The 13909-nt window shown below is 68.6% G+C and carries 10 protein-coding genes; 4 read left to right on the top strand and 6 right to left on the bottom strand.

Going from position 1 to position 13909, the window contains the following annotated elements; all coding sequences use genetic code 11:
* Positions 1 to 3: 3 nt before the first annotated feature.
* Positions 4 to 2415, bottom strand: coding sequence for a DNA translocase FtsK 4TM domain-containing protein (locus O5K39_RS01985; protein ID WP_271147210.1), 2412 nt, complete (start codon positions 2413 to 2415; stop codon positions 4 to 6).
* A 106-nt stretch (positions 2416 to 2521) separates the two neighbouring features.
* The gene (locus O5K39_RS01980; protein ID WP_271145635.1) at positions 2522 to 2935 is read right to left on the bottom strand and encodes a CBS domain-containing protein; all 414 of its coding nucleotides are present in this window, start codon (positions 2933 to 2935) and stop codon (positions 2522 to 2524) included.
* Positions 2936 to 3040: 105 nt separating this feature from the next.
* On the opposite strand from O5K39_RS01980, the gene O5K39_RS01975 reads away from it, so the two are divergent.
* From O5K39_RS01975 to O5K39_RS01965, 3 genes are all read left to right on the top strand, one after another.
* On the top strand, positions 3041 to 4570 hold the full coding sequence (locus O5K39_RS01975; RefSeq protein WP_271145634.1) for an aldehyde dehydrogenase family protein: 1530 nt from the start codon (positions 3041 to 3043) through the stop codon (positions 4568 to 4570).
* 79 nt (positions 4571 to 4649) lie between these two features.
* Positions 4650 to 5855, top strand: a complete 1206-nt coding sequence (locus tag O5K39_RS01970; RefSeq protein ID WP_271145633.1) for an acetyl-CoA C-acetyltransferase — start codon at positions 4650 to 4652, stop codon at positions 5853 to 5855.
* A gap of 11 nt (positions 5856 to 5866) precedes the next feature.
* Entirely contained in the window at positions 5867 to 8062 is a 2196-nt protein-coding gene (locus O5K39_RS01965; protein ID WP_271145632.1) for a 3-hydroxyacyl-CoA dehydrogenase NAD-binding domain-containing protein, read from the top strand.
* 467 nt (positions 8063 to 8529) lie between these two features.
* On the opposite strand, the gene O5K39_RS01960 is transcribed toward O5K39_RS01965, so the two are convergent.
* Positions 8530 to 9357, bottom strand: coding sequence for an aldo/keto reductase (locus tag O5K39_RS01960; protein ID WP_271145631.1), 828 nt, complete (start codon positions 9355 to 9357; stop codon positions 8530 to 8532).
* Between the two features lie 83 nt (positions 9358 to 9440).
* On the opposite strand from O5K39_RS01960, the gene O5K39_RS01955 reads away from it, so the two are divergent.
* A complete protein-coding gene (locus O5K39_RS01955; protein ID WP_271145630.1) occupies positions 9441 to 10685 on the top strand; it encodes a CaiB/BaiF CoA-transferase family protein in 1245 nt (414 codons plus the stop codon).
* A gap of 3 nt (positions 10686 to 10688) precedes the next feature.
* Here the strand turns inward: O5K39_RS01955 and pheT are convergent, their stop codons facing one another.
* Genes pheT through O5K39_RS01940 form a run of 3 tightly spaced genes read right to left on the bottom strand, consistent with a single transcriptional unit; the run spans position 10689 to position 13908 of the window.
* A complete protein-coding gene (pheT, locus tag O5K39_RS01950) occupies positions 10689 to 13130 on the bottom strand; it encodes a phenylalanine--tRNA ligase subunit beta (RefSeq protein WP_271145629.1) in 2442 nt (813 codons plus the stop codon).
* Positions 13127 to 13504 carry a hypothetical protein gene (locus O5K39_RS01945; RefSeq protein ID WP_271145628.1) on the bottom strand — a complete coding sequence of 126 codons (378 nt, stop codon included), beginning with the start codon at positions 13502 to 13504 and terminating at the stop codon, positions 13127 to 13129. Before O5K39_RS01945 ends, pheT begins: the two co-directional genes overlap by 4 nt.
* Positions 13501 to 13908, bottom strand: coding sequence for a hypothetical protein (locus tag O5K39_RS01940; protein WP_271145627.1), 408 nt, complete (start codon positions 13906 to 13908; stop codon positions 13501 to 13503). The genes O5K39_RS01945 and O5K39_RS01940 overlap by 4 nt, the downstream gene beginning before the upstream one ends.
* Position 13909 lies beyond the last annotated feature (1 nt).

Raw genomic sequence — 13909 nt, 5'->3', positions numbered from 1 at the left:
GCCTTACGCCATCGGCGGGGGTCCGGCCAGGATGTCACGCTTGCCGGCGTGATTGGCGGCCGAGACGACGCCTTCCTGTTCCATTCTCTCGATCAGGGAGGCGGCGCGGTTGTAGCCGATCTGGAGGCGGCGCTGGACGTAGCTGGTCGAGGCCTTGCGGTCGCGGGTGACCACGGCGACGGCACGGTCGTAGAGGTCGTCGCCGGAGCCTCCGCCGTCCTCGCCACCCATGGCCGCGTCGCCGTCGCCGTCGGGATCGTCGGTGATCAGGTCCAGATAGTCGGGCTCGGCCTGGGCCCTCAGGTGTTTGCAGACGTCCTCGACCTCCTTGTCGTCCACGAACGGGCCGTGCAGGCGGGTGATGCGGCCGCCGCCGGCCATGTAGAGCATGTCACCCTGGCCCAGCAGCTGTTCGCCGCCCTGTTCGCCCAGGATGGTTCGGCTGTCGATCTTGGAGGTGACCTGGAAGCTGATCCGGGTCGGGAAGTTGGCCTTGATGGTGCCGGTGATGACGTCCACCGACGGACGCTGGGTGGCCATGATCAGGTGGATGCCCGCGGCGCGGGCCATCTGGGCCAGGCGCTGGACGGCCCCTTCCACATCCTTGCCGGCGACCAGCATCAGGTCGGCCATCTCGTCCATGACCACGACCAGATAGGGCATGGGTTCGGGGCGGATCTTCTCGGACTCATAGACCGGGCGGCCCTGGTCATCGAAGCCGGTCTGGACCGTGCGCTCGAAATGCTCGCCCTTGGCCTGGGCCTCGCGCGCGCGGTCGTTGTAGCTGGCGACGTTGCGGACCCCCAGCTTGGACATCCGGCGATAGCGGTCCTCCATCTCGCGCACCGTCCATTTCAGGGCGACGACGGCCTTCTTGGGATCGGTCACGACGGGGGCCAGCAGGTGCGGAATGCCGTCATAGACCGACAGCTCCAGCATCTTGGGGTCGATCATGATGAAGCGGCATTCGGCGGGGGAGTGCCGGTACAGGATCGACAGGATCATGGCGTTGACCCCCACCGACTTGCCCGATCCGGTGGTGCCCGCGATCAGCAGGTGGGGCATCCGGGCCAGGTCGGCGACATAGGGCTCGCCGCCGATAGTCTCGCCCAGCGCCAGCGGCAGCAGATGGCCCTTCTTGTCGTATTCGGCGCTGGACAGCAGGTCGCGCAGATAGACGGTTTCGCGTTTGGCGTTGGGCAGTTCGATGCCGATGGCGTTGCGGCCCTGAACCACGCTGATGCGACAGGCGCGGGCCGACATGGAACGGGCGATGTCGTCGGACAGGGCCACGACCCGGCCGTGCTTCACGCCGGGGGCCGGGGCGAGTTCGTACAGGGTGACGACGGGGCCGGGGCGGATCTGGTCGATCACGCCGCGTACGCCGAACTCGGCCAGGACGCCCTCCAGCATCTTGGCGTTCTGCTTCAGCGCGTGTTCGTCCACGGCCCCGACGCGGGCCAGCGGCTTGGTCAGGATACCGAGCGGGGGCAGGTCGAAGGCGCCTTCGGGACGGGTGAACTCGAAGCCGATCTGGTCGTCGTCAACGGCGCGCTTCTTGGGGGCCTTGGGGGCGGCGACGCGGGGTTCGGTCGAGGCGAGGGGGGCGGGAGCCGGGGCATACGGCGCGGGCTCGTCCCAGGGCGGGGCGGCGTCGACATCTTCCAGCGCGGGCTCCTCGACCGGCGCGCGGGTGCGGGTCGAAAGCGCAGGCTCGACCTCGGGCATGATAAGCGGAGCGGCCGTCGGCGCGGCGCGCGGCGCACGGGGCTTGCGAACGGGGGCGGCTGCGACCGGTGCGGGCCGACGGCGCAGGCCAGAGGCCCAGGCGGTGGCCTCGCCGAAATCCGAAATGCGCAGGCCCACGGCATAGCCGGTGGCCCACAGGCCCAGACCGCCAAACAGCAGGCCGACAATGATCGCCGCGCCGGGGATGCGCAGGGCGGTCAGGCCGCCGATGGTCACGCCGGACACGGCGTCTCCCCACAGGCCGCCCATGCCGGCCGCCAGCGGCCATGCGGCGGGGGCGGCCAGGGCCGAGAGCGCGGCCGACAGCATCAGGACGCCGCCGGTCGCCGACAGGGCCTTGAGCGGCGTGGGTTTGAGCCTTTGCTGGATGGCCTCACCGATCGCGTGGGCCAGGCCGAAGGCGATCAGCAGGGCGGTCATCGGCCAGGCGGCCAGACCCAGGGACTGCATGGCCAGATCGGCGAACAGGGCCCCGTTGTCACCCAGCCAATTGGTCGCGGACGCGCCCGACGACGCGTTGAAACTGGGATCGGCCGGATTCCACGACACCAGCGCCACCGCCAGCAGGGTCGCCAGCAGGGCCTGAAGCACGCCCCGGAACCGCACCATGAAGGGCGCGTCCCACAGCACGCGGGCGCTCAACCAGGCGCGATTGCCGATGATCATGACGGCGGACATACGGGCGCAGCTCTCCGGAAGGGTCGAGCCGCGAGTGTCGCGCGGACAGGGTTAAGGGGGCATTTACCAGCGCGGAGAACGCCCCCTGATGACCTCAGTTCGGGCGGGAGATGGTTTCCAGGGTTTCGCCGGCGTATTTCTCTTTCACGCGGGTGGACAGGTCGCCCAGCGAGACGACCCCGACCAGCCGCTCGTGCTTGTCGACGACGGGCAGGCGGCGGATCTTGCCCGCGGCCATGGCGTCGAGCGCGGCCTGGAGCGGGTCGGAATCGAGCACCGTGGTCACGGTCGAGCTCATGGCCTGGCTCACCGTCGCCTCGGGGCCGAGGCCGGCACCCACGGCACGGATGGCGATGTCGCGGTCGGTGATGGCCCCGACCAGCTTGTCGCCGTCGGCGACGGGGATGAAGCCGAAGTCTCCGGCGCCCATCCGGGCAGCCACCTCGCGCAGGCTGTCGGTCGGCCGGGCGACCTGGACATCCTTGCTCATCACATCGCGAATTCGCATCGATCGTCTCCTTCAAGGGGGTGTGCGTCAGAACCCGGCCCAACACGTGCGGTTCCTTGTCGCCCGCGACGGCGCTACAGCCGGGGACCAGACGAGAGAGCCCCGATGACCGATCCGACCCCCGCCCAGACCTCCACCGCCGCCGATCAGGCGCGCGCGATCCTGTCCCGCCTGGGCGTGCCGGACGCCGTCTGGAGCGAGGGCGGCGTCACGGCGCGTTCGCCGATCGACGGGTCAGAGGCGGGGACGCTGGCCGCCGCGACGCCGGATGCGGTCGAAGCCGCGATCGATCGGTCGGTGCAGGCGTTCCTGAGCTGGCGGCGCGTGCCGGCGCCCCGACGTGGCGAACTGGTCCGGCTACTCGGCGAGGAACTGAGGGCGTCGAAGGACGACCTGGCCATGCTGGTCACCTTGGAGGCCGGCAAGGTCGTGTCCGAGGGCCTGGGCGAGGTTCAGGAGATGATCGACATCTGCGACTTCGCCGTCGGCCTGTCGCGCCAGCTGTACGGCCTGACTCTGCCCAGCGAACGGCCCGGCCACCATATGCGCGAGACCTGGCAGCCCCTGGGGCCGGTGGCGATCATCACGGCGTTCAACTTTCCGGTCGCGGTCTGGGCCTGGAACGCGGCGCTGGCTCTGGTGTGTGGCGACCCGGTGATCTGGAAGCCGTCGGAAAAGACGCCGATGACGGCCCTGGCGGTGCAGGCGGTGTTCGACCGGGCCATGGCGAGATTTGGCGATGCGCCCGAGGGCCTGGCGCAACTGTTGATCGGCGAGCGGGGCGTCGGCGAGACCCTGTCGGCCGATCCGCGCGTGGCGCTCGTCTCGGCGACCGGCTCGACGCGGATGGGCAGGGCAGTGGCCACGGTGGTGGCGGGGCGGCTGGGCCGGTCGCTGCTGGAACTCGGCGGCAACAACGCCATGATCGTGACGCCCTCGGCCGATCTGGAGATGGCGGTGCGGGCCATCGCCTTTTCCGCCGTCGGCACGGCCGGGCAGAGATGCACGACCCTGAGACGCCTGCTGGTGCATGAGGACGTGGCCCCGGCCCTGCTGGAGCGGCTGGTCAAGGCCTATGAGACCCTGCCCTGCGGCGACCCGCGCGAGGCCGGCGTTCTGGTCGGGCCGCTGATCGACGAGGACGCCGGCGCGGCCTTCGACGACGCTCTGAGACAGGCCGAGGGTGAAGGAGGCGAGGTCCTCGTCGGCGGGACCCGGCCCCGGTCGCCGGGCATCTATGTGCGGCCCGCCATCGTCCGGATGCCGGGCCAGACGGATGTGGTCCGGCACGAGACCTTCGCCCCCATCCTCTATGTCGTGACCTGGAAGACCTTCGACGAGGCGGTCGAGATGCAGAATGCGGTGCCGCAGGGGCTGAGTTCCTGCGTCTTCACCGACTCGGTGCGTGAGGCGGAGGCCTTCCTGTCGGCCTGGGGTTCGGACTGCGGCATTGCCAACGTCAATATCGGCCCGTCCGGCGCCGAGATCGGCGGGGCCTTCGGTGGCGAAAAGGACACCGGAGGTGGGCGCGAATCCGGTTCCGACGCCTGGAAAGCCTATATGCGCCGCCAGACCCAGACGGTGAATTTCTCGGCGGAACTGCCGTTGGCGCAAGGGGTGCGGTTCGACGTCTGACGCTTCTTACTTGACGTTGACGTAAACGTAGGCTTTGTGGCGCTCACGCTCGAACCGTCCTGAATGGAGACTGAGTCACATGGCCGACGCTTATATCTACGACGCGGTGCGCACGCCGCGCGGCAAGGGCAAGAAGGACGGTTCCCTGCACGAGATCACGGCGCTCAGCCTGGCCTCGCAGGTTCTGGAGGCGCTGCGTGATCGCAACGATCTCGATACGTCCAGGGTCGACGACGTCATCCTGGGCTGCGTGACGCCCATCGGGGAACAGGGCGCCGACATCGCGCGCACCGCCGTTCTGGCGGCCGGCTGGGCCCAGACGACGGCCGGCGTTCAGGTCAACCGCTTCTGCGCCTCGGGCCTGGAAGCCGTGAACATGGCGACCGCCAAGGTGAAATCCGGCGAGGCCGATTTCGCGGTCGGCGGCGGCATCGAGGCCATGAGCCGCGTGCCCATGAGCTCGGACGGCGGCGCCTGGCCGATCGACCCCTCGGCGGCCATCGCGGCCTATTTCGCGCCCCAGGGCGTCTCGGCCGACATGATCGCCACCAAGTATGGCTTCAGCCGCGACGACGTGGACGCCTATGCGGTCGAGAGCCACAAGCGCGCCGCCCGCGCCTGGGCCGAGGGCCGGTTCTCGAAATCGGTCGTGGCGGTCAAGGATCAGCTGGGCCTGGTCCGGCTGGACCATGACGAGACCATCCGCCCGACCACCGACATGCAGTCCCTGGGCGGGCTGAACCCCTCCTTCGCCATGATGGGCGAGATGGCCTTCGACGCCGTGATCGGCCAGCGTTACCCCGAGGTCGAGCGCGTCAACCACGTCCATACCCCCGGCAACTCGTCCGGTATCGTCGATGGATCGGCCGGCGTCCTGATCGGCACGCTTGAGGCCGGCAAGGCCCTCGGCCTCAAGCCGCGGGCGAAGATCCTGGGCGGCGCCTCGATCGGCTCCGAGCCGTCGATCATGCTGACCGGACCGGAATATGTGACCCGCAAGCTGCTCGGCAAGCTGGGCATGACCACGGCCGACATCGACCTGTGGGAGCTGAACGAGGCCTTCGCCGCCGTCGTGCTGCGCTACATGCAGGCGCTCGACATCGACCACGCGAAAATGAATGTTAACGGCGGCGGCATCTCGATGGGCCACCCGCTGGGGGCCACCGGGGCCATGATCACCGGCATCGCCCTGGACGAGCTGGAGCGGTCGAACCAGTCCACCGCCCTGATCACACTGTGCATCGGCGGCGGCATGGGCACCGCCACCGTCATCGAACGCGTTTGAGGATCACACCGATGGAAAACTTCAAGATCGACGTCGACGCCGACGGTATCGCGCTCGTCACCTTCGACGTGCCAGGCCAGTCGATGAACACCCTGACCAATGGCGTCATGGCCGAGCTGCCGACCCTGGTCGAACGTCTCAAGACCGACGACGCCATCAAGGGCGCGGTGATCACCTCGGGCAAGGCCTCGGGCTTCTGCGCGGGCGCTGACCTCGGCGACATCTCCGGCGGAATGCTGGCGGGCGGCGGGGGCCTTCAGGGCGCCTATGACGCCGGCTGGCGCTTCAACGGGGCCCTGCGCGCGCTGGAGACCTGCGGCAAGCCGGTGGCGGCCGCGATCAACGGCCTTGCGCTGGGTGGCGGTCTGGAGCTGGCTCTGGCCTGCCACTACCGCGTGGTCGGCGACAGCCCCAAGATCCAGCTGGGCCTGCCCGAGATCAAGGTCGGCCTGTTCCCCGGCGGTGGCGGCACCCAGCGTCTGCCGCGCCTGATCGGCGTCCAGGCGGCACTGATGGCCATGACGGCGGGTTCCTCGTGGCGTCCGAATGACGCCAAGGGTGCGGGCGTGGTGCATGAGGTCGTCGCCCCGGGCACCGAGGTCGAGGCCGCCAAGGCTTGGCTCAAGGCCGGCGGCAAGGGCGTCCAGCCCTGGGACACCAAGGAATTCAAGATCCCCGGCGGCGGCCCCTACCACCCGGCCGGAATGCAGAATTTCCTCGTCGGCAACGCGATGATCCGCAAGCAGTCGTATGGAAATTTCCCGGCCGCCATCAACCTGATGAAGGCGGTTTATGAGGGCCTGCAGGTGCCGATGGACGCAGCCCTGCGGATCGAGACCCGCTATTTCATCAAGACCCTGATGACGCCCCAGGCCCAGGCGATGATCCGGTCCCTGTTCCTGTCCAAGCAGGAGCTCGACAAGGGTGCCGTGCGTCCCGCCGGTATCCCCAAGTCCGATCCCAAGAAGGTCACGGTCATCGGCGCGGGCATGATGGGCGCGGGCATCGCCTATGTTCAGGCCCTGGCCGGGATCGAGACCATATTGATCGACCGCGATCAGGACGCCGCCGACAAGGGCAAGGCGCACGTCGCCGACCTGCTCAAGAAGCGTCTGTCCAAGGGCGCGATCGATCAGGCCAAATACGACGCCCTGCTGGGTTCGGTCACGGCGACCACCGACTATGACCTGATCAAGGGCTCCGACCTGGTCATCGAGGCCGTGTTCGAGAACCGCGAGATCAAGGCCGACGTCACCAAGCGGGCCGAGGCCCAGCTGGCCCCGGGGGCCATCTTCGGCTCCAACACCTCGACCCTGCCGATCACCGGCCTGGCCGAAGCGTCGGTTCGCCCCGAAGACTTCATCGGCATCCACTTCTTCTCGCCCGTCGACAAGATGATGCTGGTCGAGATCATCCTGGGCGAGAAGACCGGTCAGGCAGCGATCGCCAAATCGCTGGACTACATCCTCAAGATCAAGAAGACCCCGATCGTGGTCAACGACTCGCGCGGTTTCTATACCAGCCGCTGCTTCTCCACCTTCCTGATGGAAGGCATGGCGATGCTGGAAGAAGGTTACGCCCCGGCCCTGATCGACAACATCGGTCGGATGACCGGCATGCCGCGCGGCCCGCTGGAGATGCACGACGACGTCGCTCTGGACCTGTCCTACAAGATCGCCAAACAGACGGCGCTCGACCTGGGCGACAAGTTCGTCCCGGCCGAGGGAGCCGACATCGTGGCCAAGATGGTCGAGGGAGGTCGTTTCGGCCGCAAGAACGGCATGGGCTTCTATGACTATGCCTCCAAGCCCAAGACCATCTGGCCGGGCCTCGCCGAACTGGCCCCGACCACCAAGGGCATCGACGGTCCGGAAGAGCCCACAGCCTTCGCCCAGATCGACGAGCTGAAGACCCGTCTGCTTTACCGCCAGGCCGTCGAGGTCGCGCGCTGCTGGGAAGAGGGGGTCATCGACGATCCGCGCGAGGCCGATCTGGGTGCCATCCTGGGCTGGGGCTTCGCGCCCTGGACCGGCGGGCCGATCACCCTGATCGACCAGACGGGGCTGTCGACGTTCGTCGAGACCTGCGACCGGCTGACGGCGACCTATGGCGACCGGTTCAAGGTGCCCCAGCTGCTGCGCGACATGGCGGCCAAGGGCGAGACCTTCTACGGCAATTTCGAAGGCGCTCAGAAAGCCGCGGCCTGATCTTCTCCTCCCCGTGCCGAAGGCATGGGGCTGCGGGCGGCTCGTATACGAGCCGTCCTCAGGCGCGGCGCTTCTTCAGCGCCGTGACGGAGGGGGCGACACGCTGCGTAATGTGGAGGCTTTTTGATCGATTCGGACAGACCGAGTCGCCCCCTCCGTCTCCTCGCAAGAGCTCGGATCCACCTCCCCATTCGCCAAGCGGCGAACGGGGAGGAGAATAGAAAGCGGCGGCCCCGTCCCCCGACAAGGCCGCCGCTCATGGCGCCGGCGTGTGGGCGCCGGCCCCTCAATCAAGCGCTTCGGACGTTGTCCCCCAACGACGCCCTTCGCCTGACCGATGCTGTTGTCCCTGGTTCCCCCCAAGGGCCGATGCTGATCGGCGAACCGAGGAATGACGTTCATCGAATGAACGCGATCTGAACGAAACCTGCGCCTTTCGTACAGGTTCGCGCGTCAGGCGAACCGCGTCAGATGATGTCGAGCGGCTGTTCGCTAGTGGGCGGCGGAAAGGCGCGATCCAGAGCCTCGAGGTCCTCGCCGTCCAGCTGGATGTCGAGCGCGGCGGCATTGTCCTCGACGTGGGCGATCGTCGATGCCTTGGGGATCAGGACGACCCCTTCACGCAGCATCAGGGCCGCCAGGGCGATCTGGGCCGGGGTCGCGCCGTGGCGATCGGCGACGGCGATCAGGGCGGGATGTTCCAGCAGTTCGCCCCGCCCGAGCGGCGAATAGGCCATCAGCGGCATGGTCCGCTCCTGCATCCACGGCAGCAGGTCGAACTCCACCCCGCGCGAGCCCAGGTGATAGAGGACCTGATTGGTCTGGCAGTGCTCGGCCCCGTCGATCCCCTCCATGATGGTCATGGCCCGCATGTCCAGGTTCGATACGCCCCAGCGCGCGATCATCCCCTCGTCGACCAGTTCCTCGAACCCGGCGATGATCTCGTCCATCGGGTGGCGGCTTTCCCAGTGCAGCAGATACAGGTCCAGCCGGTCGACCCCCAGCCGCTCCAGACTGCGCTCGCAGGCCAGCATCATCGACATCTCGCCGGCGTTCTCGGGTCGCACCTTGGAGACCAGGAAGACCTCGTCGCGACGACCCTGAATCACCTCCCCGACCAGCCGCTCGGACGCCCCGTTGCCGTACAGTTCGGCCGTGTCAATCAGGCTGAGGCCCAGGTCGAGCCCGCGCGACAGGGCCGCCTGTTCGGCGTCGCCGGTCCTCAGGCTGTCGCCGATCTCCCACGTCCCCTGGCCGAGCACGGGGATCAGGGTTCCATCGGGAAGGGCGGTCATGCGGCTCATGGTTCCCTAATGCCCCAGGACGGCGATCGGCGCCAAAGGTTCCACGCGGCGGCCTGTCGTGCGAGACGAGGACGATGACGGAGACGACGATGGCGGACGGCGAGAAGACGGCGGGCGGTGCCCTGGCCGGGATCAAGGTGCTGGACCTGTCGCGCATCCTGGCCGGGCCGTGGGCATCGCAGGTTCTGGGTGATCTGGGGGCCGAGGTCATCAAGGTCGAACGACCGGGCGAGGGCGACGACACCCGCAAATGGGGGCCGCCCTGGCTGGCCGACGGCGCGGGCGAACCGACCGATCAGGCCGCCTATTATCTGGCCGCCAACCGCAACAAGACCTCCGTCACCATCGACTTCACCAAGCCGGAGGGCCAGGCCCTGGTACGTCGGCTGGCGGCGCAATCGGACATATTGATCGAGAACTACAAGGTCGGCGGACTCGCCAAATACGGCCTCGACTACGACAGTCTGAAGGCCGTGAATCCACGGTTGATCTATTGCTCGATCACCGGCTTCGGCCAGACCGGACCCTATGCGGCGCGGCCGGGCTACGACCTGCTGCTGCAAGGCATGGGCGGGTTGATGAGCATCACGGGGCCGAAGGACGGGCGGCCCCAGCGGGCGGGTGTTGCGGTGGTCGATCTTCTGACCGGCCTGTACGGGGTGGTGGGGGTTCTGGCTGCGCTGGCCGCCCGGGAACGCACCGGCGAGGGGCAGCAGATCGATCTGGCCCTGCTGGACGTCGAGGTCGCCTGTCTGGCCAATCAGGCGTCGAACTTCCTCGTCTCGGGGGTGTCGCCGGGCCGGATGGGCAACACCCACCCCAACATCGTGCCCTATCAGGAGTTTCCCACCGCCGACGGCTTCATGATCGTGGCGGTCGGCAACGACAGCCAGTTCCGCGCCTTCGCCGGAGTTCTGGGTCATCCGGAATGGGGCGGCGACCCGGCCTATGCGACCAATCCGGCGCGGGTCGCCAACCGCGATGTGCTGGTTCCCCTGATCGAGGCTCTGACGCCCATGCGGACGACGCAGGCGTGGGTCGGGGCGCTGGAGGCGGCGGGCGTCCCCTGCGGCCCCATAAACGTCATCGGCGAGGTCTTCGACGACCCCCAGGTCCGGGCGCGCGCCCTGCGGGTCGAGATGGCCCACGAGGCCGGCGGCACGGCCCCCGGCGTCGCCAGCCCGTTGCGGATGTCCGGCACCCCGGTCGCATACCGCCACGCCCCGCCGGTGCTGGGCCAGCATACGGACGCGGTTCTGGGCGGTCTGGGCCTGTCGGCCGATGAGATCGCGGAGCTCAGGGCGCGGGGGGTGGTCTGAGGGTCAGCCCCTCAGCTTGCCACCCAGTTTCTCGACCGCCGCCACCACACGCGCCGACACGGCCTCGATCTCAGCCTCGGTCAGGGTTGCGGCCTGGGGCTGGATGACGACTTCCAGCGCCACCGACTTGAACCCCTCCGGCACGCCGGTGCCGCGATAGACGTCGAACACCCGAACCTCGGCGATCAGCGCCTTGTCCGCGCCCGCCGCCGCCTTGATCAGGTCGCCCGCCGCCCGGCCGTCCTCGACCACGAAGGCGAAGTCGCGGGTCAGGGGCATCAGGGGTGACAGGCTGGCCGAGCCGCGCGTCTTGGACCCCCCCGCCTTCTGGGCCTTGGGCTCCGGAACACTGTCCAACACGATCTCGAAGGCCAGCATGGGGCCGTCGGCGTCGAGCGCCTTGAGCACGCGCGGATGGACGGCACCGAACTCGGCGATCACGGTCTTGGGGCCGAGCTGGAGGCGTGCGGAACGGCCCGGGTGCCACCAGTCGCGGTTCTGGCCCTGGACCAGTTGCAACGACCCGACCGGCGCGCCGATCTGCTCCAGAACCGCCATCAGGTCGCCCTTGAGGCCGAACAGGGCGTCTTCCGCGCCGCCACTCCAGTGACGCGCGGGCGAGGGGGCGATCAGACCGGCGATCACCGTGCGCTGGCCGTCCGGCTGGTCGCTCAGATAGATGGGGCCGATCTCGAACAGGGCGGCGTCGGGGTGGCCGCGCGCGGCGTTCCTCGCCGCCGCCTGGATCAGATTGGGCAGGGCCGATGGCCGCATGCAGTCCAGATCGGCTGCGATCGGGTTCTCGAGCACCAGCCGGTCGTCACCGCCACCGAACAGGGCGGCCGTGGACTGTTTGGTGAAGGACCAGGTGACGGCCTCGGCGTAACCGGCGGCGGCGAGGGCGCGGCGGGCCAGCCGCACCCGCGCCTGACGTGGCGACAGCACGCCTTTCGACGACGGCGTCTGGTCGGGCAGGGGGGTGTCGGGCAGGGCGTCGAAGCCCTCGATCCGGGCCACCTCTTCGACGAGGTCGGCTGGCCCCTCGACGTCGCGGCGGAAGGACGGCGGGGTCACGGTCCAGGTCCCGGCGGTCTCTCCGGCCGTGATGAGGAAGCCGAGCTGCCCCAGGATGGTGCCGATCCGGTCGTGGGCGAGGTCGAGACCCGACAGCCGCTTCACATAGTCGGGATCGAAGGCGAACGGTGCCGGATTGGCGGGGTGCTCGCCCGCCAGCACGATCTCCGACGGCTCGCCGCCGCACAGGTCGAGGATCAGCCGGGTGGCCAGTTCCAGCCCCGGCACGACAGAGGCCGGATCGACGCCACGCGCGAACCGGTATTGGGCGTCGGAGTTGATCGTCAGGGTCCGGCCGGTCTGGGCCGTGACGATGGGATCGAACCAGGCGCTCTCGACGAAGACGTCGGTGGTCTGGTCCGAACAGCCGGTGGACTCACCGCCCATGACGCCGCCCAGGCCGATGGGGCGCTCGCCGCCTGCGTCGGCGATGACGCACATGGCCGGATCGACGGTGTAGGTCTTGCCGTCCAGCGCGATCAGATGCTCGTGGGTGCCCTCGGCGATGTGGGCGGCACCGGCGGACAGCTGCCCCGCCCGCACCACGATCTCGGACCCGACCAACTTCCTGGCATCATAGACGTGCAGCGGCCGGCAGCGGTCGTAGGCGATCAGGTTGGTCACATCGACCAGCCGGTTGATCGAGCGCAGGCCGATCGCTTCCAGCCGCCGCTTCAGCCAGTCGGGCGACGGGCCGTTGGTCACGCCCCGGATCAGCCGTCCCGCGAACACCGGGCACATCCCGGGGGCCTCGATCCGCACCGCGATCGGCGAAGGGAAGGCCCCGCGCACCATGGCGATGTCGAAATGCTTGAGCTTGCCCAGGCCTGTCGCGGCCAGATCACGCGCGATCCCGGCGACGCCCAGCCAGTCGGGCCGGTTCGGCGTCACCTCGAAATCGATGACGGGATCGGCCCCGAACAGCCGGGCGACCGGCGTGCCGACGGGGATCTCCGGCGGCAGTTCCTGGATGCCGTCGCTGTCGTCGGCCAGTTGCAGTTCGGACGCCGAACAGAGCATGCCGTTGGACACCACGCCGCGCACCGGCTTCTCGACCAGGGTGACCCCCAGGCCGGGCACATAGGCGCCGATCGGGGCGTAGATGGTGGTCAGGCCCGCGCGCGCATTGGGGGCGCCGCAGACGATCTCCTTCATCCCGTCGACGGTCTCGACCTGACAGACCTGCAGCCGGTCGGCGTTGGGGTGGCGTTCTGCCGAGACGATCCGGGCCACCGTGAACGGCGCCAGGGCGACGGTGGGGTCCGTGACGTGTTCGACCTCCAGCCCCGCCATGGTCATGGCGTCGGCGACCTGGGCCGCATCGGCGGTGGTCTCCAGATGGTCCTTCAGCCAGGCGAGCGTGAACTTCACGGCTGCACCCCGATGCCGCGCAGGCCGTCGAGGAAGTCCGGCGCGCCCGTATAGGCGACCGAGAAGAACCCGCACCGCTCGAACCGGCAGTCGCGGAACGGAATGCAGCCGGTGATCTTGGTCGGCCCCAGGGGTTGCAGCATCAGATTGGCCATGTCGCCGTCGGCCGAACCCAGGTTGCAGCCTGCGAAGTCGCAGCCCGAGACCGGCACGATCACGGCGGGGCCGTGAAGCTCGCAGTCGATGAAGGTCCGGCCCTCGATCACCGAGGCACCGCCCAGCGCGACCTCATGCATCAGCAGCGGCAGCCAGATCCGCTGACCCGTGTAGATCGGACCGGCACCATAGGCGGCGAATTGGAAACCCGGGGTCATGCGCCGGTCCCTTCGGTGGACAGGCCGGTCAGGCCGGCCGCCAGATCATCGAGCACGGCCTCGGGTCCCGTGAAGCCGATCTGGACGAATTTGCAGCGCACGAAACGGCAATCCACCAGGCCGATCGCCCCGATGATGTGATCGCCCAGCGGCCGCAGCATCAGGCTTCTGGGATTGGTCGTGGCTCCCAGGTTGCAGCCTTCCAGCGACACCCCGCCCATGGCCGCGATCACGGCCGGACCCTGGATGACGCAGTCGGTGAAGGTCTTTCCGCGAATGACGGTCTCCCCGGCATTCAGGTGCTGGACACCCAGCAGGGGCAGCCAGACGGCTTCCTTCTCGAAGGTGGTGCGGGCGACCTGTTCGCGGCCGAGGGCTTCGTCGTGGAGGGGGTTCTGGGTCATG

The organism is Brevundimonas sp. NIBR10 (genome assembly GCF_027912515.1).
Taxonomy (GTDB): Bacteria; Pseudomonadota; Alphaproteobacteria; order Caulobacterales; family Caulobacteraceae; genus Brevundimonas.
The sequence above is the reverse complement of the archived record's forward strand: the minus strand, read 5'-3'. Positions and strand labels throughout refer to the sequence as shown.

Coding starts and splice junctions, on each gene's coding strand:
- O5K39_RS01970 (WP_271145633.1), top strand. CDS start 4,650: ATGGCCGACGCTTATATCTACGACGCGGTGCGCACGCCGCGCGGCAAG.
- O5K39_RS01955 (WP_271145630.1), top strand. CDS start 9,441: ATGACGGAGACGACGATGGCGGACGGCGAGAAGACGGCGGGCGGTGCC.
- O5K39_RS01985 (WP_271147210.1), bottom strand. CDS start 2,415: ATGATCATCGGCAATCGCGCCTGGTTGAGCGCCCGCGTGCTGTGGGAC.
- O5K39_RS01980 (WP_271145635.1), bottom strand. CDS start 2,935: ATGCGAATTCGCGATGTGATGAGCAAGGATGTCCAGGTCGCCCGGCCG.
- O5K39_RS01960 (WP_271145631.1), bottom strand. CDS start 9,357: ATGACCGCCCTTCCCGATGGAACCCTGATCCCCGTGCTCGGCCAGGGG.
- O5K39_RS01965 (WP_271145632.1), top strand. CDS start 5,867: ATGGAAAACTTCAAGATCGACGTCGACGCCGACGGTATCGCGCTCGTC.
- O5K39_RS01975 (WP_271145634.1), top strand. CDS start 3,041: ATGACCGATCCGACCCCCGCCCAGACCTCCACCGCCGCCGATCAGGCG.
- O5K39_RS01945 (WP_271145628.1), bottom strand. CDS start 13,504: ATGACCCCGGGTTTCCAATTCGCCGCCTATGGTGCCGGTCCGATCTAC.
- O5K39_RS01940 (WP_271145627.1), bottom strand. CDS start 13,908: ATGACCCAGAACCCCCTCCACGACGAAGCCCTCGGCCGCGAACAGGTC.